This window comes from Microbispora sp. GKU 823, assembly GCF_002027145.1.
Lineage (GTDB): Bacteria > Actinomycetota > Actinomycetes > Streptosporangiales > Streptosporangiaceae > Microbispora > Microbispora siamensis.
In genome coordinates this window covers 78,512-100,013 of sequence record NZ_MWJN01000012.1, presented here as the reverse complement: position 1 = coordinate 100,013, position 21,502 = coordinate 78,512, and the positions used below count along the sequence as shown (strand labels likewise).

Below are 21,502 nucleotides of genomic sequence, written 5' to 3'. Positions count from 1 at the left end.
GCCGGATGCGTGCCCGGCCGCGCCCCGGCCTTCCGGCGGGCCCAGGGCGGCAGCGGGTACGGCTCAGCCGCCGGCGCAGACCAGGACCCGCATGGACCGGTCGGCGAGGCAGACCTTGGCCCCGGCGGGCAGGATCTCCTCGGCGTACGGGTCGTCGCGGACGTCCTCCTCGGCGGTGTCGAGGACGGGACGCCAGGCGGCCCCCAGCTCCGGCCCGGGGAGGGCGAACGTCAGGTTCTCGTGGTGGGCGTTGATCAGCAGCAGGAACGTCTCGTCCCTGATCCGCTCGCCGCGCGGGCCGGGCTCGCTGATCGCGTCGCCGTTGACGTACACCGCCAGCGACTTCGCGTAGCCCGTGTGCCAGTCGCCGTCGGTCATCTCCGTGCCGGACGGCGTGAGCCAGATGATGTCCCTGCTGCCGTCTCCGACCGTGCGGCCCTGGAAGAACCGGCGCCGCCGGAAGACGGGATGCGCCCGCCGTAACGCGGCCAGGCGGCGGACGAACTCGAGCAGGTCGCCCTCCTGCCGGATCAGCGACCAGTCGATCCAGGAGATGTCGTTGTCCTGGCAGTAGGCGTTGTTGTTGCCGTGCTGGGTGCGGCCGAACTCGTCGCCGGCCAGCAGCATCGGCACGCCCTGGGACACGAACAGCGTGGTGAGGAGGTTGCGCCGCTGCCGACGGCGCAGCCGTACGATGCCGGGATCCTCCACCGGGCCCTCGGCGCCGCAGTTCCAGGAGCGGTTGTCGTCCGTGCCGTCGCGGTTGCCCTCGCCGTTGGCCTCGTTGTGCTTGTGGTCGTACGACACGAGATCGGTGAGGGTGAAGCCGTCGTGGGCGGTCACGAAGTTGATCGAGGCGACCGGACGGCGGCCGCTGCTGGCGTACAGGTCGCTCGACCCGGCCAGGCGCGAGGCGAACTCGGGCAGCGTCTGGGAGGCCCCGCGCCAGAAGTCCCGCACGGAGTCGCGGTATTTGCCGTTCCACTCGGTCCACAACGGCGGGAAGTTCCCGACCTGGTAGCCGCCCGGGCCGACGTCCCATGGCTCGGCGATGAGCTTGACCTGCGAGATCACCGGGTCCTGCTGGATGAGGTCGAAGAACGCGCTCAGCCGGTCGACGTCGTGCAGTTCCCGCGCCAGCGCCGCGGCGAGGTCGAAGCGGAAGCCGTCCACGTGCATGTCGAGCACCCAGTAGCGCAGCGAATCCATGATCAGCTGAAGCGCGTGGGGCGAGCGGACGTTGAGCGAGTTGCCGCACCCGGTGTAGTCGAGGTAGTAGCGGCGGTCCTCCTCGCGCAGGCGATAGTAGGCGACGTTGTCGATGCCCCGGAAGCCCAGCGTGGGGCCCATGTGGTCGCCCTCGGCCGTGTGGTTGTAGACGACGTCGAGGATCACCTCGATGCCCGCCTCGTGCAGGGCGCGCACCATCGCCTTGAACTCCTGGACCTGCTCGCCGCGCTGCCTGGAACTGGCGTACGCGTTGTGCGGCGCCATGTAGGCGATCGTGTTGTAGCCCCAGTAGTTGGTCAGCCCCCGGGCGACCAGGAAGTGCTCCGGCACGAACTGGTGGACGGGCATGAGTTCGACCGCCGTCACGCCGATCGACTGGAGGTGGTCGATCACGGCCGGGTGGGCGAGCCCCGCGTAGGTGCCCCGCTGCTCCTCGGGGACGGCGGGATGGCGCATGGTCAGGCCGCGCACGTGCGCCTCGTAGATCACCGTCTCGTGGTACGGCGTGCGGGGCGGCCGGTCGTTGCCCCACTCGAAGAACGGGTTCACGACCACGTTCTTCGGCATGTACGGCGCGGAGTCGTCCGTGTTGAGCCGGGCGGGGTCGGCGAAGTGGTAGGAGAACAGCGACTCGTTCCACCGCACCGAGCCCTCGATCGCCTTGGCGTACGGATCGAGCAGCAGCTTGGACGGATTGCACCGGTGCCCGTGGTCGGGCCGGTAGGGCCCGTGCACGCGAAAGCCGTACCGCTGACCGGGCATGATCCCCGGCACGTAGCCGTGCCAGACGAACCCGTCGACCTCGGGCAGGTCGACGCGGGTCTCCCCGCCTCTGTCGTCGTACAGGCACAGCTCGACCCGCTCGGCCACCTCCGAGAACACCGAGAAGTTGGTGCCCACACCATCCCAGGTGGCGCCGAGCGGGTAGGGCTCTCCAGGCCAAACCTCGCGCATGTAACCTCATTCTCCACTGCCCGGGCGAATCGTGCACCCGCGAGGACCCCTACTCTCGTACGGGACGCGGGAGGCCCGCCGGATCGGTCCGGCGGGGGCTCCCGCTGGTGCTCAGCCGACGAGTTCGGCGTTGAGGGTGATCGTCGTGCCGGCGAGCGCCTTGCTCACCGGGCAGTTCGCCTTGGCCGTCTCGGCGGCCTGCTGGAAGTCCTCGGCCGAGATGCCGGGAACCTGTCCGCGGACGGAGATCACGATGCCGGTGATGCCCTCACCCGGCTGGAACGTCACGTCCGCCCGGGTCTCCAGCGACTGCGGCGGCGTGCCGGCCTTGGCCAGGCCGTTGGACAGGGCCATCGAGAAGCACGAGGAGTGGGCGGCGGCGATCAGCTCCTCCGGGCTCGTCTTGCCGTTGGCCTCCTCCGCCCGCGAGGGCCAGGAGACGTCGAAGGTGCCGACCCCGGAGGAGTCGAGCGAAACGGTGCCCGAACCGTCGAGCAGCGCGCCCTTCCACTGCGTCGTCGCGGTACGAGTGGTCGCCATGGCGACTTCCCTTCACTAGCGAGTCTTAATCCGTCAGCAGCGACCTTAACGCCGCCGCCGACGCGATGGGCTCACCGGCATGGCCGGTCGGCTCACGCCGGCGCCGCGCGGTCCAGGATCGCCTCCAGGTCGAGTCCGGAGGGCAGCGTGCCGAAGGCGCGCCCCCAGTCGCCGGACAGGCGCGACGCGCAGAACGCGTCGGCCACCGCGGCGGGGGCGTGCCGTACGAGCAGGGACGCCTGGAGGACCAGCGTCATCTCCTCGGCCACCCGGCGCGCGTCGGCCTCTCCCGCCGAGGCGAGCCTCTTCAGCACCCGCTCGGCCGCGTCGGCGACCCTCGTGTCCTGGGCCAGCGCCACCTCGGCGAAGAACGCCTCGACCGCCTCGGGCTCCCTGGCCATGACGCGCATCAGGTCGAGGGCGGCCACGTTGCCCGAGCCCTCCCAGATGCCGTTCAGCGGCGACTCCCGGAACAGCCGGGGCATCTGCGACTCCTCGACGTACCCGTTGCCGCCGAGGCACTCCAGCGCCTCGGCCGCGTGGACCGGCGCCCGCTTGCACACCCAGTACTTGCCGGCGGCGAGGGCCGCCCGGCGGAACAGGCCCTCGGCCGCGTCGCCCCCGACGGCCCGGTCGGTCGCCCCGGCCAGGCGCATCATGAGCGTGGTCGCCGCCTCGGACTCCAGCGCCAGGTCGGCGAGCACCGAGCGCATCAGCGGCTGCTCGGCCAGCGTCCGGCCGAACGCCCTGCGGTGGCGGGCGTGGTGGAGCGCCTGCGTCAGGCCGTACCGCATGCCGGCGGCCGAGCCGATCACGCAGTCGAGCCTGGTCATGTTCACCATCTCGATGATCGTCCGGACGCCCCGGCCCTCCTCGCCGACGAGGTAGGCGACCGCGCCCTCGTACTCGACCTCGGCCGAGGCGTTCGACCGGTTGCCGAGCTTGTCCTTCAGCCGCATCAGGCGCACCGCGTTGCGGGTGCCGTCGGGCAGCACGCGGGGGAGCAGGAAGCACGACAGCCCGCCCGGGGCCTGGGCCAGCACCAGGAACACGTCGCACATCGGGGCGGAGTTGAACCACTTGTGGCCGGTCAGGGCGAAGCTCCCGTCGCCCAGCGGCTCCGCCCTGGTGGTGTTGGCCCGCACGTCGGAGCCGCCCTGCTTCTCGGTCATGGCCATCCCGGCCAGCACGCCGCGCTTGTCCTGCGGCGGGCGCAGCCCGAAGTCGTACGTGCGGGAGGCCAGCAGCGGCTCCCACTCCGCCCGTAGCGACGGCGAGTGCCGCAGCGCGGCCACGGCGGCGTACGTCATGGAGATCGGGCAGCCGTGCCCGGCCTCGACCTGCGACCAGGTGAAGAACTTGGCGGCCCTGGCGACGTGCGCGCCCGGCCGGGCCGACGTCCAGGGCGCGGCGTGCGCGCCGCTCTCGACCGCGACCGTCATGAGCTCGTGCCAGGCCGGGTGGAACTCGACCTCGTCGATCCTGTTGCCGTACCGGTCATGAGTGCGCAGGACGGGCGGGTGCTCGTTGGCCAGCCGCCCCCACTCCTGCGCCTTCGCCGAACCGGCCAGCAGGCCGAGCTGGCGCAGCTCCCCGGTCGCCCAGTCCGCCCCCTCCCTGACGAGCCCCTCCAGCAGCGCCGGGTCGGCCGAGACGTCGTGGCCGGTCAACGGGGGCACCTGGTTGGTCACGTCGTGGGTCACTGGGTCCTCCTGTGGTCGATGCCGGGACTCGTCCATACCGGGACGTCCACGATGCCGGGACTCCATCTCAACATTTCCGGCGGCCGGGACAAACACCGGGCGGAGATCCGGTCAGGCGCCCGAGATTTCCAGGCCGAGCTCCTGGGCCGCCTCCAGGGCGAGGTCGCGGGCGTAGTCCTGGTCGGCGCGCGCCTCGCACAGCACCCGGTGGACGCCCTCGATTGCGCGCCGGTCCCCGCGCCCGGCCAGGCCCCGCGCGGCCTCGGCCACCGTGGTCAGATCGCGGTCCGTCAGCCGGGTGACCAGGGCGTCTCTGATGGAGGGGGTGTCGGCGGGCAGCCCGGCGATGCCCATCGTGGCCCAGTCGCGCACCTCGTCGTCGTCGCACTGGCTCAGCCGGATCAGCGTGCTCAGCCCGTCCTCGTCGTCCGGGGGCAGGACCGCGGCGAGCGCGATGGGATCGTGGACCGTCGGCTCCCGGCCCGGGCTGTTGACGATCTTCAGCACCTCGGGGAGCGCCCGTTCGTCGGCCTGGTGGCCGAAGGCGTGCAGGAGCGCCTCGACGACCGCGGGCTCGGTCTCGTGCCGGGCCATGTCGCGCAGGATCTCCAGGACGCGGTCCCGGTAGGGGTCGTGCCCCGCGGTCAGGGACACGGCGCCCTGGCCGGCCCCCGCCTCCTTGCCGAGCCCGGTCTTCTTGCCGAGCCCCGCCTCCTGGCCGAACTGCGCGAGCACGTCGACGCCGAACTCCCGCTCCACCTGGTCGTCGCTCTCGCACAACCGGGCCAGCGCCAGGAACGTCTCCTCGTTGTGGCGCGACTGGAGCGCGTGCACGGCCGCCCACCACGTCTCGTCGTCCTCGTCCAGGTCGCGGTAGGGCAGCACGCGCCTGAGCAGCACGTCCGCGGGTGGCCGCAGGCCGAGAGCCGCCTCCAGGACCGTCGCGATCGCGGCGTGCCCCTGCTGGCGGGTGATCGAGTAGTCGCCGTCGGCGCCCCGCGCCTCGACCGTGACCCGTCGGGTGCCGTCCGCGGCGGAGGCGTGGACCACCAGCACCGTGTGCTCGCCCTCCACCCTCGTCGCGACCTCCTCGCGCAACAGGGCTTCGAGATCCACCGCCGCCAGCCGTGCCGCGATCTCCAGCGGGGTCGCGCCGTCCCAGCCCGGCGCGGACGGGTCGGCGCCGTGCTCCAGCAGGGACCAGACGATCCCGTACGCCCCGAAGATCGTGGCCAGTGTCAGCGGGGTGTCGCCGTCGTCGTCGGCCCGGCCGGGATCGGCCCCGGCGTCGAGCAGGATGTCGGCCGACTCCAGGTTGCCGTTGGCCGCGGCCCACAGCAGGGCCGTCCAGCCGCCCTCCTCCGCCGCGTCGGGGTCGGCGCCGCCGTCGAGCAGCGCCTGCACGGTCTCGGCGTGGTCCCAGCACGCCGCCGCGCAGAGCGGAAGGCCCTCCTCGTGCCCCCCGCTCGGCTGGTCCGGGTCGGCGCCGTACTCCAGGAGCAGCCTGACGATGTCGTGGTGACCGGCGACGGCCGCCCGGTAGAGCGGCGTCGTCCCCTGAGCGGGGTTCACGGCGGTGTCCGGGTGCAGCATCGCCGCCACCCGCGCGACGTCCCCTCCCGCTATCGCCTCCAGCAGTCTGCTGCGGGTCACGATTCCATGCTCACACAACCCTGTTCCGGCCTCGTCCGCAGGGATCGTCTCGCAGGATCGTTCCCCAGGATCGTTCCCAGGGAGGAGGGAGAGCGGGGCCGGCCGGGATACGGTGAAGGGCGTGAACGATCCGGGTGGTATGCGGGCATCCGACGCCGAACGCGAGTCCGTGGTGGAACGGCTGCGCGTGGCGTCCGCGGAGGGGCGGCTGACCCTCGCGGAACTGACCGAGCGGACCGAGGCGGCCTATCTGGCGCAGACCCACGGCGAGCTCGCCCAGATCACCGCCGACCTGCCGGGTGCCGCGCCCGCTCCTTCCTCCGCTCCCGCCGTGCCGGCCGCCCCGCAGGCAGGATGCGCAAGTGGATCGTGGCGGTGATGGGCGACGCCAAGAGGACCGGCACGTGGCGGATCGACGACGGCATCGGTGCGGTCTGCGTCATGGGCGACGTGGTCCTCGACCTGCGCCAGGCGGAGGTGCGCGGGCGTGAGGTGGACATCGTCGCCACGTGCGTGATGGGCGACGTGAAGATCATCGTGCCGGACGGCGTCGACGTCGAGCTCTCCGGTATCACGATCATGGGGGACAAGAAGGTCCAGGTGGTCGAGGCCCCCCGCGGCCAGTCCGCCCCCGTCGTCAAGATCACGGCGTACGTGCTGATGGGCGACGTGAAGATCATCGGCGACTCCCGGGCCGAGCCGATCAAGCGCGGCTGGTTCGCCTGGAGCGAGTGGTGGCAGGAGCGCCGCCGGCGGCCGGGCTACGGCGGCTACGAGGTCCCGGACCGCCGCCACCACGGCCTGCACTGATCCCAGCCGTACCGATCCGGCCCGCACCACCCCGTCCTGAACCGGATGGCCGTGCGAGGCAACGGAGGGACGCTCCCAGGGCGTAGTCATCGGTGACCGTTCATCGAGGGATCACCGAGAACCTGGGGGCCGCACATGCGCGACCGGGCCGACTTCGAGCGCTACGTGGAGCAGCGCTCGGACCGACTGCTGCGGACGGCCTACCTGCTCTGCCGCGACTGGGCCACCGCCGAGGACCTGCTCCAGACGGCGCTGGCCAAGGCGTGGCTGGCCTGGCGCAGGGTCGGCGAGAACCCCGACCCGTACGTCTACCGCATCCTGGCCAACACCCACGCCTCCTGGTGGCGCAGGCGCTGGCGGGGCGAGCAGCCGACCGACGTGCTGCCGGAACCGGCCGTCGGCGACTCCGCCGATCTGCTCGGCTCCCGCGAGGCCGTACGGCAGGCCCTCACCTGCCTGCCGCCGAAACAGCGTGCCGTGATCGTGCTGCGTTACTTCGCCGACCTGGGTGACGCCCAGATCGCGGAGATCCTCGGCTGCTCGGTCGCCACCGTGCGGAGCCAGGCGAGCAGGGCCCTGGCCAGGCTGCGCGTCGATTCCGCCGCCCGCTCCGCGATGAGCCTGGAGGGCTGACATGACGATGACCGACGACGATCTGCGTGACCTGCTCGCCCGGGACGCCTCCGTAGTGAACGGCGCCGGCGTCACCCTGGCCGACGTCGACCGGCGGGTGCGGCGCATCCGGCGCCGTCGCGGCGCCGCGGGGGCGGTGCTGGCCGCCGGCCTGGCCGCCGCGGTGATGGTGGCGACCGCGCCGCGTACGGTCACGATCGCACCCGACGACGGCCCGGGGACCGCAGCCGCCATGGCCGGCCCTTCGCTGACCCCGGGGGTGTCGTACCTCGCGGGGCAGCGGGTGTTCCTCCAGAAGGAGATCGAGACGGGCGGGCGCGTCCTGCGGTTTCCCTACACGAGCATCAGCGAGTCGGTGAACGTGCAGGTCGACTGCCGCGAGCCGTCGTACGTGTTCGTCTGGCTGAACGGCCGGCTGGAGACGCAGGGCGTCTGCGGCGTCCAGAGCGACCAGGTCGATCACCTGATCTCGTGGATCGACGAGTCCGGCAGGGATCTGAAGGGACCCAACGAGGTGGACGTCGCGCTGGTGCCGGTCCAGCGGGTGGCGGCGGACCGCGACCCGGGTGCGCCGATTCCCGCGCTCGGCGAGCAGGAGGCCGAGCGGGTCGTCGGCGAGACCGGCGAGTACCGCACCCGCGCCAGGGTGACGATCCGGGAGGCGTGGGTGCTGGCCGTGGCGCCGACGCCCATCAACTGTGACAGGGACATCGTGATCCGCAAGCCGAACGGGCAGGAGATCCTTTCGTCGGCCTGTGACCGGCCGTCGTCTCCCGCCGAGTAGGTCACGCGGCCCGCGGAGGCGGCGCGTACGGCCTGGGCGTGGCGTTCGAGCAGGAGAGCGACCAGTTCGGGGGCGGGGCCGAGGACGCCTGCCACGGCGTGCGCCCCGGCCTCCAGGGTGTCGCGCTCCACGGCGTCGGCGAAGTAGCCGGGGGCCAGCAGGTAAGGCGCCACCACGACCTTCGGGGCGCCCGCGCGCGTCAGCCGTACGACCTCGTCCCGGGGCGTGGGCGCGGCGGCCGAGGCGTAGGCGGCGGTGACCGACCACCAGGGGCGGGTGCGTGCCCACTCGCGGGCGACGGCGGCGATCGTCGCGTTCGCCCGGAGGTCGCTGGACCCGGCCGAGACGAGCACCACGGCCGTATCCGGGTCGCCGATCTCCACGCCGGCCTCGGCGAGGCGGCGTTCGAGGGCCCGGACGAGCAGCGGGTGCGGGCCGAGCGTGGGGCCGCAGACGGCCCGCAGCAGCGGCGTGCGGCCGGCCCGCCTCCCGCAGCGCCGCCGGGATGTCCACCCGGCTGTGATAGGCGGCGGTGAGCAGCAGGGGGAGCACGACGGCCTCGTCCAGCCCCGACAGCGCCTGCGGCAGCGACGGCGTGGCGTGGTCGAGATAGGCGGCACGGACGTCCAGGCCGGGCCGCGCCCGCCGTACGCCGTCGAGCAGCGCCTCCACGGTCGCGGCGGCGCGCGGGTCGCGGGACCCGTGCGCCACCGCGACCAGCGGCGCGCCTGCGTGCGGGACGGTCGTCACAGATGGATACCGCATTCGATCTTGCCGAGGCCGGCCCAGCGGCCGCTGCGCGGGTCCTCGCCCGGCGCCACCCGGCGGGTGCAGGGCGCGCAGCCGATCGAGGGGTAGTCGTCGTAGTGCAGCGGGTTGATCAGGACGCCGTTGTCGGCGATGTAGTTGTCGACGTCCTCCTGGGTCCACCGGGCGATGGGGTTGATCTTCACCATCTGCCGCTTGGCGTCCCACTCCACGACCTTGGTGTTCGCCCTGGTGGGCGACTCGTCACGGCGGATGCCCGACACCCAGGCGAGGTACGGCTCGAGCGCCCGGTTGAGCGGCTCGACCTTGCGCAGGTAGCAGCACAGGTCGGGGTTGCGCCCGTACAGGCGCGGCCCCAGGTCGCGGTCCTGCTCCTCGACGGTCCTGGACGGCTTCACGTTGATCACGTTGACCTGGTAGACCGCCTCGACCGCGTCCCGCGTGCCGATGGTCTCGGCGAAGTGGTAGCCGGTGTCGATGAACAGCACGTCGACGCCGGGCTTGACCCTGCTGACCAGGTCGATCAGCAGGGCGTCGCTCATCGACGAGGTGAGACAGAGACGGTCGCCGAAGGTGGCCGCGGCCCACCGGATGATCTCCCGGGCGGGCGCGTCCTCAAGGAAGCGCGCCGCGGACTCCACGATGCCCTGAAGGTCCAGCGTCACCCGCTGTCGCTCCAGCCCTGCCTCTATCTCCGCCACCGACATCGCTACTCCTCACACGTCGTTCATTGGTTCATCGGATGATTGGATGAAAAGCCTTCAGGGATCACGAACGCACGCCGAGGCCGAGGAATTTCACCCGGAAGGCACGGGCACAGGACCTGCAGTACCATCCGTGGCTCTCCTCCTCGGTCACGTAGGGCTCCAGGTCCTCCTCGCCGCAGTACGGGCAGTAGAACGGCGCCGCCCGCTCGCTCACTTGAGGTCGGCCTCGTCGGCGCGCTGGACCCACTCGGCGAAGGTCTCGCCGTCGTTCTTCTGCTTCTCGAAGTTGCGCACGACCCGCTCCACGTAGTCGGGCAGCTCCTCGGCCGTGGCCTTGAGCCCGCGGACCTTCCGGCCGAAGCTCGGGTTGAGCCCGACCGAGCCGCCCAGGTGGACCTGGTAGCCCTCGACCTGCTCGCCCTTGTCGTTGACCACGAGCTGGCCCTTCAGGCCGATGTCGGCGACCTGGATGCGGGCGCAGGAGTTGGGGCAGCCGTTGACGTTGATGGTCAGCGGCTCGGCGAAGTCCGGCAGGCGCCGCTCCAGCTCGTCGATCAGTGCCGACGCGGTCGCCTTGGTCTCGACGATCGCGAGCTTGCAGTACTCGATGCCGGTGCAGGCCATCGTCTGGCGGCGGAAGGTGGACGGGTTGACCTGGAGGTCGGCCGCCTCAAGCTCCGACACGAGCGACTCCACCTGGTCCGGGGCGACGTCGAGGATGACCATCTTCTGCTCGACCGTCGTGTGGACCCGGGCGGACCCGTGCCGCTCGGCGATGTCGGCGATGCGGTGCAGGGTGTCGCCGTCCAGCCGGCCCACCCGGGGGGCGAAGCCGACGTAGAAGTTGCCGTCCCGCTGCGGGTGGACGCCCACGTGGTCGCGTCGGCCGCTGCGCGGCGTCTGCGGGGCCGGGCCGTCCGGCAGGGCGTACTTGAGGTACTCGGTCTCGAGGACCTGGCGGAACTTCTCCGCGCCCCAGTCGTTGACGAGGAACTTGATCCGGGCCCGGTGCCGCAGGCGGCGGTAGCCGTAGTCGCGGAAGATCCCCGCGACCCCGGCCCACACCTCGTGGACCTGCTCGGGCCGGACGAACGCGCCGAGCCGCTTGGCGAACATCGGGTTGGTCGACAGGCCGCCGCCCACCCAGACGTCGAAGCCGCGCTCGCCCTGCTCGTTCACCACGCCGACGAACGCGACGTCGTTGATCTCATGGACCGTGCAGTGGGCCGGGCAGCCGCTGACCGCGGTCTTGAACTTGCGCGGCAGGTTCGAGAACGCCTTGTCCCCGATGTACCGGTCGTAGATCTCGCGGATCTGTTCCGTGCCGTCGATCACCTCGTCGGCGTCGATCCCGGCCAGAGGGCAGCCGAGAATGACACGAGGGGTGTCGCCGCACGCCTCGGTGGTCGACAGGCCGACCGCCTCCAGCCGCCGCCAGATGTCCGGGACGGACTCGATCGCGATCCAGTGGAGCTGGATGTTCTGGCGGTCGGTGACGTCGGCGGTGCCCCTGGCGTACTCGTTGGAGATGTCGGCGATCACCCGGAGCTGCTCAAGGCTGAGCCGGCCGCCGTCGATGCGGACGCGCAGCATGAAGTAGCGGTCGTCCAGCTCCTCGGGCTCCAGGATCGCGGTCTTGCCGCCGTCGATGCCGGGCTTGCGCTGGGTGTACAGGCCGAACCAGCGGAAACGGCCGCGCAGGTCGGCGGGGTCGATGGAGTCGAAGCCGCGCTTGGAGTAGACGTCGATGATCCGCTGGCGGACGTTCAGCCCGTCATCGGCCTTCTTGTTCTCCTCGTTCTTGTTCAGCGGCTCACGGTAACCGAGAGCCCACTGACCTTCGCCGCGCGGGCGCTTGTGGTGGCGGTTCGCCGGGCGGGCCGGGGTGCTCATGGGCACACGTCCTTCTCCGAGGCTCGGTCTGAGATCGGGTTTCGGCGGACGTCGGCGCAGGCGGCCTCTCACCTCGCCGTCGAGTGTGAGGGCATACGAAAAAGACGCCTGGCCGAACGCCCGGGATGGATCAGCGGAGGGCGACGGTCAGCCGGCGTCGATACAGATCGCGCTACGGACACGCAGGAGATCGACGTGGCGTCGCACGACGAGCAACGGGTCCGCTGGCATGTCCCAAACGATACCTCTGAGATCCTGGATGTCCAAGTTCGTGTCCAGGATGCGGGATTGTGACGGCAATGTGACGCGGGGTCGTCAGCCCTTGCGGACCCAGTTCTCCGGCGGCTCGACCTCGTGCTCCCTCTCGGACGGCTCCTGATGCTGGCAGTCGCACCAGGATCCGCCGCGGCACTCCTCGTGCCTGTGCTCCCTGCACGCTGGGCAGATCATGCTTCCATTGTTAACCCTCTGTCACGGACAGATGGCACGGGTACGCGTGCAACGGATCGTGAGGGGTTCTCGCGAGCAGGACGCCGGGACCCCTATCCTTGGCGGCGAACAATCCGCCCGCAGGTCACGTACTAACCGCCGCGGCAGCGGGTAGAGCGCAGTTCTCATGACCGGTTGGGTGCCATGACCTCCACGGACGCGCCGTCGCGCAGGCCGCGGCGCCTCACGCGCAAGGGTATGGCGCTGGCCCGCGCGCGCGTCACCTGGCTGCGCGAGACGAACGTCTGGGCCCTGGTCAAGGCGACCACGATGGCGGGCGTCAACTACCGGGTGACCGGCCTCGCGGGCGAGGCGGCGTTCTTCGCGCTGCTGTCGCTGCCGCCGTTCGTGCTCGGGCTGCTCGGCGTCATGGGCCACCTGAGCGGGCTGCTCGGCCCGGCCGCCATCGGCGAGATCAGGCGCTGGGTCGTGAACCAGTCCGAGCTGCTGTTCACCGACAACACCGTCCAGCGGGTCGTCAAGCCGCTGCTCGCCGACGTGCTGAGCGGCGGCCAGGTCTCGCTGATCTCCGTCGGCTTCCTGCTGTCGCTGTGGTCGGGCTCGCGGGCCCTGTTCGTCTACGTGGACCTGATATCCATCGCGTACGGCTTGGGGGAGACCCGGGGGATCATCCGCACCCGGGTCCTGTCGTTCGGCCTGTATCTCGCCGCGCTGCTGATCGGGCTGGTCGTCATGCCGATCCTGGTCATCGGGCCCACCCTGATGTCCACCGCCCTGCCCAGGTACGCCGTGCTCGTGACGATCCTCTACTGGCCCGTGCTCGTGATCGGCTCGGTGCTGATGCTCACGCTGCTCTACCACGTGAGCGTGCCGCATCGCACGCGCTGGTGGCGCGAGGTTCCGGGGGCCGTGCTGGCGCTGGTGATCTGGATCGTGTGCGCCGCGTTCCTGCGCGAGGTGCTGGCGGCCTGGTTCACCCCGCTGTCGATCTACGGCTCGCTCGCGGCGCCGATCGCCGTGCTGCTGTGGCTCTACATCACCGCGCTGGCCGTGCTCATCGGGGCGACGCTGAACGCGGAGGTGGACCGGCTGTGGCCGCTGGGCGGCGCCACCCGGCACGAGCACCATCACCGCAAGTCCGGTAAGGACTGATCCATCCCGGTAGCGGTGAAAGGATGGCGTCGATGGACGCACAGCCTTCCGCCGCTGACCCCACCACGACCCATCGGCGCACGATCGGTCCCTACGTCCCCGTACGCCGCCTGGGGGAGGGCGGGATGGGCATCGTCTATCTTGCCCGCGATCCGGCCGGCCGCCAGGTGGCGCTCAAGGTCATGCGGCCGGAGCTGGCCGCCCAGGAGGAGTTCCGGGCCCGGTTCCGCAAGGAGGCGGAGGCCGCCAAGCGCGTCGCCAGGTTCTGCACCGCGCCGCTCCTCGACGTCGGGCGGGACGGCGACCGGCACTATCTCGTCACCGAGTACGTCGACGGTCCCGACCTGTCGTCGGTGATCGACGCGCAGGGCCCGCTGTCCGGCTCGAACCTCGACGCGCTCGCCGTCGGCGTCGCGACGGCCCTCGCGGCCATCCACGAGGCGGGGATCGTGCACCGCGACCTCAAGCCGTCCAACATCCTGCTCTCGCCCCTCGGCCCTCGAGTGATCGACTTCGGCGTGGCCCACCTCGCCGACACGCTCGCCGAGCGGACCGGCACCGTGATCGGGACGCCCAGTTACATGTCGCCCGAGCAGGCGCGGGGGGAGCCGGTGACCTCCGCGGCCGACGTCTTCGCCTGGGGCTGCGTGGTCGCGTACGCCGCCACCGGCAGGCCGCCGTTCGGCAGTGGCCCGGCCCCGGAGGTCCTCTACCGGGTCGCCCACCACGTGCCGTACCTGACGGGGATGGACGAGCGCCTGCGGGCCCTGGTCGAGCAGGCGCTGGACAAGGACCCGGCCCGGCGGCCGAGCGCCCAGCGGCTCCTCGACCGGCTGCTCGGCCGGGAGGAGGTGGCGGTCGAGGCCGCCACGAGGATCGTCAGCGACATCTGGGCGACCCCCGCCGAGCCGACCCGCCGCGTGGGCACGGCGCCGGACGGCGCGGACGGATCGGGCGGGACGGCACCGGACGAGGCCGGGGCGGGCCGAACGGGCGGGCGCCGTGGCCGCCGGTGGGTGCCGGTCGCGGCGGCGGGTGGGGCGCTCGTAGTGGCCGCCGCGGTCCTGGTCCTGGCGCTGCGCCCCTTTGGCGGGTCGACACCGCAGAAGGGCCCGCTGGCGACCCGGGACGTCACGTTCAACGGTTCCTCGCTCCACGTGGCCATCGACGCGGTGCGGCGGCGGGGGACCTCCGTGAGCGTGCAGCTGACGGTCACCCTGAAGGATGGGAACCGGTGGTGGCCGAGGGATCTGTTCGGCGCTGAGATGTCGGGCGCCGCCCTCGTGGATCCGCCGAGCGGATCCAAGTTCATGCCCGCGAGCAAGGACGGCGGCTGCCTGTGCAGCGCGCTCCCGACCCAGTTCTTCCACCCGGGTGACGTGCTTCCTCTCTACGCGACGTACACGAATGTGCCGGAGGGCCTGGAGGAGATCGGTTTCGACGCTCCCGGGTTCGGGCTCTTCGCCGGGCTGCCCGTCTCGCCGGAATGAGGGGGTCGTCCCGCTCCGATAAAGTGGGGACGTCGCGACTGGCGCTGACGTGCTCCTGTGGCGCGTCACTAGGTGGGGCACCACCGGGGAGCGAATTCGCGGAGGCCGTGCGCCTGGGTCGCCGCCGCCGTCGACGTGGAGAAGGAAGGCGCCATGGCTGAGAACTCGCTGAACGCCGTCGATCCCGAGATCGCCGAACTGATCAGGGCGGAGGAACGGCGGCAGGCCGACACCGTCAAGCTGATCGCGTCCGAGAACTACGTGTCCAGGGCCGTCCTGGAGGCGACCGGGACCGTTCTCACCAACAAGTACTCCGAGGGCTACCCGGGCAAGCGCTACTACGAGGGCCAGCAGGTCATCGACAAGATCGAGACGCTGGCGATCGAGCGGGCCAAGTCGGTCTTCGGCGTGAGCCACGCCAACGTCCAGCCCTACTCCGGCTCGCCCGCCAACCTCGCGATCTACCTGGCGTTCCTGAACCCCGGCGACACCGTGCTCGGCATGGGCCTGCCGTTCGCGGCCACCTCACCCACGGCTGGTCGGTGTCCGCCACCGGCAAGTGGTTCAACTCGGTCCGGTACGGCGTGCGCCGCGACACCGGCCGCATCGACATGGACGAGGTGCGCGCGCTGGCGTTGGAGCACCGGCCCAAGCTGATCTTCTGTGGCGGCACCGCGATCCCGCGCACGATCGACTTCCCGGCCTTCGCCGAGATCGCCAAGGAGGTCGGCGCGGTGCTGGCGGCCGACATCGCCCACATCGCGGGCCTCGTCGCCGGCGGCGCCCACCCCTCGCCGGTCGGGCACGCGGACGTGATCTCCACGACCACCCACAAGACCCTGCGCGGCCCGCGCGGCGCGATGCTCATGGCGAACTCCGAAGAGGTCGGCAAGGCGCTCGACAAGGCCGTGTTCCCCGGACTGCAGGGCGGCCCGCACAACCACACCACCGCCGCCATCGCCGTCGCCCTGCACGAGGCCGCCCAGCCGGAGTTCAGGACCTACGCCGCGCAGATCGTGAAGAACGCCCAGGCGCTCGCCGACGAGCTGCTCGCCCGCGGGTTCGACCTGGTCTCCGGCGGCACCGACAACCACCTGATCCTGATGGACCTCACGTCCAAGGGCGTCGGGGGCAAGCCGGCGGCGCAGGCCCTCGACCGGGCGGGCCTGGAGACCAACTACAACACCGTGCCCTTCGACCCGCGCAAGCCGTTCGACCCGTCGGGCATCCGCATCGGCACGCCGTCGGTCACCTCGCGCGGGATGGGCGAGGCCGAGATGCGCCAGATCGCCGCGTGGATGGACGAGGTCGTCACCGCCGTGGCCAAGGGCGACGCGGAGGACGTGATCGCCCGGGTGCACGGCGAGGTCACCGAGCTGACGAGCCGGTTTCCCGCGCCCGGCCTGTCCTGATCTCCGGAAGCGACGAGCGACGCTCCCCGCGGCCTCACGAGGTCGCGGGGAGCCGTCGTCGTGTCACCTGTGATTCCGCACGGCGCGGACGAGGGTGGATTTATTCGGTTGCGCGGGGCCGCGGGGGTGCTGCTAGCGTTCTCCCGTCGCCGCCACCGGGCGGCCAGGACCAGGGAGGTGAGGACTATGCGGGTCTTTCTGACGACCATGCCGTCCGTCAACTCCCGGGTGTCCGCCTAGTCTCTCTCGCTGGGACACCCGGTTTCCGAAGGGTGTTCACCAGCAGTGTTCAACGATCTTTCTCTTCTCGGCTGGCACGACGGGCTCGCGGAGCAGCTCCCCGACCTGCCCGGCGGCGCCGTTCCCGCGCGCGTGGCGCGGGTCGACCGGGGCGCCGCCGAGGTCATCGCCGCCGACGGAACCCACCAGGCGCGGTTCGGCGCCCGGGTACGCAGGGCCGCGGCGGCAGACCCGCTCGCGCTTCCGTGCGTGGGCGACTGGGTCGCGCTCACCCGGCTCAGTGAGGGCCGCTACGAGCTGGCCGAGGTGCTGCCCCGCCGTACGGCCTTCGTCCGGGGCGGGGTGAGCCGCGACTCGCGCGGAGGGCTGTCGGGCGACGGCCAGGGCCAGGTCCTGGCCGCCAACGTCGACGTGGTCTTCGTGGCCGAGCCGTCCATGCACGCCACGGATTTCGCGGATCTCGGCAGGATCGAGCGCCTCGTGGCGCTCGCCTGGGAGAGCGGCGCCCGGCCGGTCGTGCTCGTCACCAAGGCCGACCTCTTCGATCAGGGGCTGGACGATCTCCTCGCCGACGTCGCGGCGGCGGCGCCGGGCGTCGACGTCCACCCGGTCTGCTCGCTCACCGGCGACGGCGTCGACCTGGTGCGCGCCCATCTCGGTCCCTCCGGGACCGCGGTGGTCCTCGGCCCGTCGGGCGCGGGCAAGTCCACGCTCGTCAACGCCCTCGCCGGCGCGGAGGTCATGGAGACCCAGCAGGTCAGGGCCGCCGACGGGCGGGGCAGGCACACCACCGTCCACCGGCAGCTCATCCCGCTGCCCGGTGGCGGGCTCGTCATCGACACCCCCGGCATCCGCCGGGTGGGCCTGTACGAGATGAGCGAGGGCGTGGACCTGGTCTTCTCCGACATCGAGGAGCTGGCCGGGAGCTGCCGGTTCTCCGACTGCCGGCACCGGGAGGAGCCGGGCTGCGCGGTGCTGGCGGCGGTCGAGTCGGGCGAGCTGCCGGAGCGGCGGCTGGAGAGCTGGAACAGGCTCCAGCGCGAGGCCGCCTGGATGGCCCGCCGCACCGACGCCAGGCTGCGTGCTGAGGAGACCCGCAAGTGGAAGACGATCCACAAGCAGATGAGGGGCATGAGCCGCCCGTAGCGCCGGGTGCCTCCCGTCCCGGGCGGGTATGACCGGGGCGTGAAGACGATGCGGGTGCGGCTGCCGTACGCCGACCGCGCCGAGGCGGGGGCGCTGCTCGCCGAGGTCCTGTGGGACATGAGCCCGCGGGATCCGGTGGTGCTCGCCCTGCCGCGCGGCGGCGTGGCGGTGGCCGCGCCGATCGCGGAGCGGCTGCGCGCCCCGCTCGATGTGCTGGTGACCCGGAAGATCGGGCATCCGGCCCGGCCCGAGCTCGGGGTCGGCGCGATCGCGGAGGGCGGGCGGCCCGTGTTCGACTCCGAGATGCTCGACCGGCTCGGCCTGGAGCCGGAGGACGTGGCGGAGGTGACCGGCAGCGAGCGGGGTGAGCTGGCCAGGCGGGTGCGGGTCTACCGGGGGAGATCGGCCGCTGCCGGAGCTGCGCGGCCGCGACGTGATCGTGGTGGACGACGGCCTGGCGACCGGAGGGACGGCGCGCGCGGCGCTGCGGGCCGTACGGACGATCCAGGCGGGGCGGGGCCGGGTGACGCTCGCGGTGCCGGTCGCCGCTCCGGAGACGGTGGAGGCGATGCGGGGCGAGGCGGACGAGGTCGTCGTGCCGGCCACGCCGGAGAACTTCCGCGCGGTGGGCCAGTGGTATCGGCGGTTCGACCAGCTCACCGATGACGACGTGCTGGGCCTGCTGGCCGGGGCGGGATGTGGAGGGACGGATGACACCTGAAGGGCGCTCCGCGTGCGCCGTCGCCCGGAGGATCGGGGGACGGGACGCGAAGCGCCCAGCGGTGACGCGTGTCGGGGAAGGGGGAAACGCTCAGGCGACGGCGCTGATGCCGGCGCTGGCGGCGCGGCGCATGCGACGGCGACGCTCGGACGCGCGCTCGTCCTCGTTGAGGCCGCCCCACGTGCCGTACTTCTCCGGACGGGAGAGCGCGTAGTCGAGGCACTCCGCTCGCACAGGACACTGAGCGCAGATGGCCTTGGCCTTGCGCTCCCGGATGTCGCGCTCGGGCTGACGCTCGCCGTCAGGACCGAAGAACAGCACCAGGTCCTCTCCCCGGCACGCGGCATCATCCTGCCAACCCCAGCTGGGGCGCGGGCGGGCGAGCTGCCGACGTACCTGAGACATGAGAAACCACCTTTGGTGAGAGGTATTTCAGTGTTTGTGCCGCATTGGACGCTTGTGGCGTCCCTTGTGCCAACGCCGGGATAGGCCGTGGTGTTCCCGGCTCCGGGGAGGAGCCCTCAGGTCAATACCGGCGTGAGCTCGCTCAGCTCGGCCAACCTGTAGGTCGGGATTCCGTCGGCGCAGGTCATCCCGCACGGTGCCGTGAACACCGTGGGTTCGACCACGACCCGAAACCGCGACGTCCCACGCTCCGTCGTGCGCCGCACGACGCAGATCGTGGTGTCGTCAACCGACCGGGAGGATTCCACGGCCACCCCGCCGACCGAGAGCTCGCCGGTTTGCGCCCGGACGAAGTGCTCGGCGGCCTGCAGTGGCTCAGGGATACCCGCGCGTCCCCGGAAACGGTCGAGGACGACCTCGCCGTGCCGGTACGCGTTTGCCGCCGCGATCGCAGCAGCCTGAGACATGCTGCCGTAGTAAAGCCCGTGTGGCAAGCATACGAGGTTGGCGGCGTATCGATCGCCGCCGACATGTGTGGTTTCCCACACTTCGCCGGGCAGGTTCTCGTCGAGGGACCGCGCCAGCGGGAGCCCCAGACGCGCACAGCACGCGTTGTGCCGGCCGTGCGTGCAGACCAGGTACATCGGCTCGCTCACCAGTATGCAGGACTCCGGAACCACTCCGTGCACGAGAGCGCCCAGGTCAAGATCGTCGGGGCGCTCCACGAAGCCCTCGGCGAGCCACGGATCGTCCACCGCGGACGCGGCCACGTAGACGTGCAGGGGGCCCGAGAGGGTCTCGCGGCGGCCGGGCCGGCGGATCAGTTGCGGCCGGATGTCAAGAGCCCTGGCGCGGGAGATCAGCCGGTGGACGTCGTCGGGCAGCCGGCACTCCTCCAGCTCCGCGGCCCAGGGCCCCGCGTGCTCGATGAGCAGCCAGAACCGGCCCTTCTTGGTCGCGCTCGCCAGGATCGGCGCCTCCCCCGTGTGGCAGGCGGCGGGGTGCTCGCACCCGTTGGCCATCCGGTCCCCGTCCTTCACTCGTGTTTCTTAGGTAAGACTAACCTTATCCAATCGAGCCAGAGGTCGCGGGAGCGGGGCCGTAAATCGACGTTAATGTCCGCACAATGCCCGTGCATGCGTCCCGCGGCGAGGGCTGCGGGTCGGGAAGGGGGCGGGCGGGGTCGGGAGGAGAACGGGCGCGGGTCAGGTGTAGGCCAGGGCGGCCTCGGCAGCGGGGAGGGCCGCCGCCCGGTCCTCGGGCACCAGGCCGATCCTGGTCCGCCGGTCCAGCAGGTCGCCGGCGTCCAGGGCGCCCTCGTGGCGCACGGCCCACACCAGTTCGGCCCGGGTGATCCCCAGCGCCACCGGTTCTGCCAGGGCCGGATCCCGGCGCATCAGGTCGCGCACCGCCCAGGCCTCCGAGCCGTACCTGCGGGCCAGCCGCCCGGGCGTGCCCGGCCGCACCGGCCCGGCCCCGACGAGGGGCAGCCGCGCCGTACGGCTCGGGCGGGCGTGGGGGCAGGCGGCGTCGACGGCGTCCTCGGCCATCCGCCGATACGTGGTGAGCTTCCCGCCCACGACCGTCACGACGCCGTCCGGCGAGCGCAGCACGGCGTGGCGGCGGGACAGGTCGGCCGTCCGGCCGTCGGGGGAGGCCGGTGCGCCGACCGTGCCGACCGCGTCCGCCGTGCCGACCAGGGGCCGCAGCCCGGCGAAGGCGCCGGCGACGTCCGCGCGGGACAGCGGCCGCTCCAGCACCGTCCCGACGAGTTCGAGCAGGAACGCGACGTCGCTTTCGGGAGCCTCGGGGACGTCCGGGACCGGGCCGTCGAGCGGCTCGTCGGTCAGCCCGGCGTAGACCCGGCCGTCGGCCTGGGGGAGCACCAGCGCGAAGCGGGCGCGCTCGCCGGGCATCGGCACGTGCAGCCCCGCGCGCAGCGCGCCGAGGGCGCCGGGGCGCAGGACGAGGTGCGTGCCCCGCGAAGGACGCAGCGCCACCGACGGCGTCAGCTCCCCGGCCCACACGCCCGGTCGCGTTGATCACCGCGCGGCCCGGATGTCGAACTCGTCGCCGGTCAGCTCGTCGCGCACCCGGGCGCCGTCCCCGGCGAGCGCCAGCGCCCGGCACCGGGTGAGGATCCGCGCGCCGTGGGCGGCGGCCGTACGCGCCAGCGCCACGACCAGGCGGGCGTCGTCCACCACCCGCCCGTCCCACGACAGCAGCGCCCCGCGCAGGCCGTCCGCGCGCAGCGACGGGGCGAGCGCGAGCGCCCGGTCCGCCGCGAGCCGGGAGGGGCCGGGCAGCAGGCGCCGCGGCGTGCCCGCGGCGGCCCGCAGCGCGTCGCCCAGGCGGTAGCCGGTCATGAGGGTCGCGGCCTGCCCCCGGGGGACGTCCGGCGTCAGCGGCAGCAGGTACGGATGGGCGGCGACGAGATGGGGCGCCGTGAAGCGCAGCAGGGCGTCGCGCTCCACCGCGCTCTCCCACGCCACGCCGACCTGTCCGCTCGCCAGGTAGCGCAGCCCGCCGTGGATGAGCTTCGAGCTCCACCGGGAGGTGCCGAACGCCAGGTCGTGGGCGTCCACGGCGGCCACCGACAGGCCGCGTGAGGCGGCGTCGAGCGCGGCTCCGGCCCCCGTCGCCCCCAGGCCGACCACGAGGACGTCCACGACGTCCGTACGCGCCTCGTCGAGGTCCCACCGGCGCCTGGCCGCGTTCAGTGAGGAGTTCATGTCCCCTCCACTACTTCCGCATTACTCTTGAGTAACCTACCTGGAGGCGCGACGGCTATGGAAACCCCTCTCACTCCGG

19 protein-coding genes, 3 pseudogenes and 1 riboswitch are annotated in these 21,502 nt (G+C 72.1%); of the genes and pseudogenes, 9 read left to right on the top strand and 13 right to left on the bottom strand.

Annotation, left to right across the window (positions count from 1 at the left end; all coding sequences use genetic code 11):
• Nucleotides 1–63: 63 nt before the first annotated feature.
• From glgX to B1L11_RS09540, 4 genes are all read right to left on the bottom strand, one after another.
• Entirely contained in the window at nucleotides 64–2,184 is a 2,121-nt protein-coding gene (gene glgX, locus B1L11_RS09555) for a glycogen debranching protein GlgX (RefSeq protein WP_079314145.1), read from the bottom strand.
• A 111-nt stretch (nucleotides 2,185–2,295) separates the two neighbouring features.
• On the bottom strand, nucleotides 2,296–2,724 hold the full coding sequence (locus B1L11_RS09550; protein WP_079314144.1) for an OsmC family protein: 429 nt from the start codon (nucleotides 2,722–2,724) through the stop codon (nucleotides 2,296–2,298).
• Between the two features lie 92 nt (nucleotides 2,725–2,816).
• On the bottom strand, nucleotides 2,817–4,463 hold the full coding sequence (locus B1L11_RS09545; protein WP_079314143.1) for an isovaleryl-CoA dehydrogenase: 1,647 nt from the start codon (nucleotides 4,461–4,463) through the stop codon (nucleotides 2,817–2,819).
• A gap of 75 nt (nucleotides 4,464–4,538) precedes the next feature.
• Nucleotides 4,539–6,080, bottom strand: a complete 1,542-nt coding sequence (locus B1L11_RS09540) for an ankyrin repeat domain-containing protein (RefSeq protein ID WP_256862370.1) — start codon at nucleotides 6,078–6,080, stop codon at nucleotides 4,539–4,541.
• Nucleotides 6,081–6,201: 121 nt separating this feature from the next.
• Here B1L11_RS09540 and B1L11_RS50190 point away from each other — a divergent pair, with 121 nt between their 5' ends.
• The 4 genes from B1L11_RS50190 (at nucleotide 6,202) to B1L11_RS50180 (ending at nucleotide 8,307) form a co-directional block, all read left to right on the top strand.
• On the top strand, nucleotides 6,202–6,459 hold the full coding sequence (locus tag B1L11_RS50190; RefSeq protein ID WP_256862369.1) for a DUF1707 domain-containing protein: 258 nt from the start codon (nucleotides 6,202–6,204) through the stop codon (nucleotides 6,457–6,459).
• On the top strand, nucleotides 6,459–6,890 hold the full coding sequence (locus B1L11_RS50185; RefSeq protein WP_256862368.1) for a LiaF domain-containing protein: 432 nt from the start codon (nucleotides 6,459–6,461) through the stop codon (nucleotides 6,888–6,890). Before B1L11_RS50190 ends, B1L11_RS50185 begins: the two co-directional genes overlap by 1 nt.
• Nucleotides 6,891–7,025: 135 nt before the next feature.
• Nucleotides 7,026–7,523 (top strand): SigE family RNA polymerase sigma factor, encoded by a 498-nt coding sequence (locus B1L11_RS09530; protein ID WP_079314142.1) that lies wholly within the window; start codon nucleotides 7,026–7,028, stop codon nucleotides 7,521–7,523.
• 1 nt (nucleotide 7,524) lies between these two features.
• Nucleotides 7,525–8,307 carry a hypothetical protein gene (locus tag B1L11_RS50180; RefSeq protein WP_256862379.1) on the top strand — a complete coding sequence of 261 codons (783 nt, stop codon included), beginning with the start codon at nucleotides 7,525–7,527 and terminating at the stop codon, nucleotides 8,305–8,307.
• Between the two features lie 17 nt (nucleotides 8,308–8,324).
• Here the strand turns inward: B1L11_RS50180 and B1L11_RS09525 are convergent.
• The 5 genes and pseudogenes from B1L11_RS09525 to B1L11_RS54635 form a co-directional block, all read right to left on the bottom strand.
• Nucleotides 8,325–9,072 (bottom strand): annotated as a pseudogene (locus tag B1L11_RS09525) (sirohydrochlorin chelatase); the annotation flags it as partial.
• Nucleotides 9,054–9,782, bottom strand: a complete 729-nt coding sequence (locus B1L11_RS09520) for a phosphoadenylyl-sulfate reductase (RefSeq protein WP_079314141.1) — start codon at nucleotides 9,780–9,782, stop codon at nucleotides 9,054–9,056. The gene B1L11_RS09520 and the pseudogene B1L11_RS09525, both read right to left, overlap by 19 nt.
• 61 nt (nucleotides 9,783–9,843) lie before the next feature.
• Nucleotides 9,844–9,996, bottom strand: a complete 153-nt coding sequence (locus B1L11_RS09515; protein ID WP_076434694.1) for an Insertion element protein — start codon at nucleotides 9,994–9,996, stop codon at nucleotides 9,844–9,846.
• Complete coding sequence (locus B1L11_RS09510; protein WP_079314140.1) at nucleotides 9,993–11,675, bottom strand: nitrite/sulfite reductase; 1,683 nt, start codon at nucleotides 11,673–11,675, stop codon at nucleotides 9,993–9,995. The genes B1L11_RS09515 and B1L11_RS09510 overlap by 4 nt, the downstream gene beginning before the upstream one ends.
• 147 nt (nucleotides 11,676–11,822) lie before the next feature.
• A complete protein-coding gene (locus B1L11_RS54635) occupies nucleotides 11,823–11,906 on the bottom strand; it encodes a putative leader peptide (protein ID WP_357054749.1) in 84 nt (27 codons plus the stop codon).
• A 402-nt stretch (nucleotides 11,907–12,308) separates the two neighbouring features.
• Between B1L11_RS54635 and B1L11_RS09505 the strand changes: the two genes are divergently transcribed.
• The 5 genes and pseudogenes from B1L11_RS09505 to B1L11_RS50175 all read left to right on the top strand — a co-directional run bounded on the left by B1L11_RS09505 (nucleotide 12,309) and on the right by B1L11_RS50175 (nucleotide 18,286).
• On the top strand, nucleotides 12,309–13,277 hold the full coding sequence (locus B1L11_RS09505; RefSeq protein ID WP_239108191.1) for a YihY/virulence factor BrkB family protein: 969 nt from the start codon (nucleotides 12,309–12,311) through the stop codon (nucleotides 13,275–13,277).
• A 32-nt stretch (nucleotides 13,278–13,309) separates the two neighbouring features.
• Complete coding sequence (locus tag B1L11_RS48005; RefSeq protein WP_218670997.1) at nucleotides 13,310–14,767, top strand: serine/threonine-protein kinase; 1,458 nt, start codon at nucleotides 13,310–13,312, stop codon at nucleotides 14,765–14,767.
• 24 nt (nucleotides 14,768–14,791) lie between these two features.
• Nucleotides 14,792–14,893: riboswitch (ZMP/ZTP riboswitch) on the top strand.
• A gap of 9 nt (nucleotides 14,894–14,902) precedes the next feature.
• Nucleotides 14,903–16,179: pseudogene (gene glyA, locus B1L11_RS09495) on the top strand (serine hydroxymethyltransferase).
• A 285-nt stretch (nucleotides 16,180–16,464) separates the two neighbouring features.
• Complete coding sequence (gene rsgA, locus B1L11_RS09490; protein WP_218670996.1) at nucleotides 16,465–17,565, top strand: ribosome small subunit-dependent GTPase A; 1,101 nt, start codon at nucleotides 16,465–16,467, stop codon at nucleotides 17,563–17,565.
• A gap of 364 nt (nucleotides 17,566–17,929) precedes the next feature.
• Nucleotides 17,930–18,286, top strand: coding sequence for a phosphoribosyltransferase family protein (locus tag B1L11_RS50175; RefSeq protein ID WP_256862367.1), 357 nt, complete (start codon nucleotides 17,930–17,932; stop codon nucleotides 18,284–18,286).
• A 90-nt stretch (nucleotides 18,287–18,376) separates the two neighbouring features.
• Here the strand turns inward: B1L11_RS50175 and B1L11_RS09480 are convergent, their stop codons facing one another.
• The 4 genes and pseudogenes from B1L11_RS09480 to B1L11_RS09470 all read right to left on the bottom strand — a co-directional run.
• Nucleotides 18,377–18,691, bottom strand: coding sequence for a WhiB family transcriptional regulator (locus B1L11_RS09480; RefSeq protein WP_076434697.1), 315 nt, complete (start codon nucleotides 18,689–18,691; stop codon nucleotides 18,377–18,379).
• Nucleotides 18,692–18,807: 116 nt separating this feature from the next.
• Nucleotides 18,808–19,731: a sucrase ferredoxin gene (locus B1L11_RS09475; protein ID WP_256862366.1), complete on the bottom strand. Its 924-nt coding sequence runs from the start codon at nucleotides 19,729–19,731 to the stop codon at nucleotides 18,808–18,810.
• Nucleotides 19,732–19,896: 165 nt separating this feature from the next.
• On the bottom strand, nucleotides 19,897–20,241 hold the full coding sequence (locus B1L11_RS54630; RefSeq protein WP_372974658.1) for a glycerol-3-phosphate dehydrogenase C-terminal domain-containing protein: 345 nt from the start codon (nucleotides 20,239–20,241) through the stop codon (nucleotides 19,897–19,899).
• Nucleotides 20,242–20,331: 90 nt separating this feature from the next.
• Nucleotides 20,332–21,423, bottom strand: a pseudogene (locus tag B1L11_RS09470) (FAD-dependent oxidoreductase); the annotation flags it as partial.
• Nucleotides 21,424–21,502 lie beyond the last annotated feature (79 nt).

Coding starts and splice junctions, on each gene's coding strand:
- glgX (WP_079314145.1), bottom strand. CDS start 2,184: ATGCGCGAGGTTTGGCCTGGAGAGCCCTACCCGCTCGGCGCCACCTGG.
- B1L11_RS09550 (WP_079314144.1), bottom strand. CDS start 2,724: ATGGCGACCACTCGTACCGCGACGACGCAGTGGAAGGGCGCGCTGCTC.
- B1L11_RS09545 (WP_079314143.1), bottom strand. CDS start 4,463: ATGGACGAGTCCCGGCATCGACCACAGGAGGACCCAGTGACCCACGAC.
- B1L11_RS50185 (WP_256862368.1), top strand. CDS start 6,459: ATGGGCGACGCCAAGAGGACCGGCACGTGGCGGATCGACGACGGCATC.
- B1L11_RS09530 (WP_079314142.1), top strand. CDS start 7,026: ATGCGCGACCGGGCCGACTTCGAGCGCTACGTGGAGCAGCGCTCGGAC.
- B1L11_RS50180 (WP_256862379.1), top strand. CDS start 7,525: ATGACGATGACCGACGACGATCTGCGTGACCTGCTCGCCCGGGACGCC.
- B1L11_RS09520 (WP_079314141.1), bottom strand. CDS start 9,782: ATGTCGGTGGCGGAGATAGAGGCAGGGCTGGAGCGACAGCGGGTGACG.
- B1L11_RS09510 (WP_079314140.1), bottom strand. CDS start 11,675: ATGAGCACCCCGGCCCGCCCGGCGAACCGCCACCACAAGCGCCCGCGC.
- B1L11_RS54635 (WP_357054749.1), bottom strand. CDS start 11,906: ATGCCAGCGGACCCGTTGCTCGTCGTGCGACGCCACGTCGATCTCCTG.
- B1L11_RS09505 (WP_239108191.1), top strand. CDS start 12,309: ATGACCTCCACGGACGCGCCGTCGCGCAGGCCGCGGCGCCTCACGCGC.
- B1L11_RS48005 (WP_218670997.1), top strand. CDS start 13,310: ATGGACGCACAGCCTTCCGCCGCTGACCCCACCACGACCCATCGGCGC.
- B1L11_RS09480 (WP_076434697.1), bottom strand. CDS start 18,691: ATGTCTCAGGTACGTCGGCAGCTCGCCCGCCCGCGCCCCAGCTGGGGT.
- B1L11_RS54630 (WP_372974658.1), bottom strand. CDS start 20,241: ATGGCCGAGGACGCCGTCGACGCCGCCTGCCCCCACGCCCGCCCGAGC.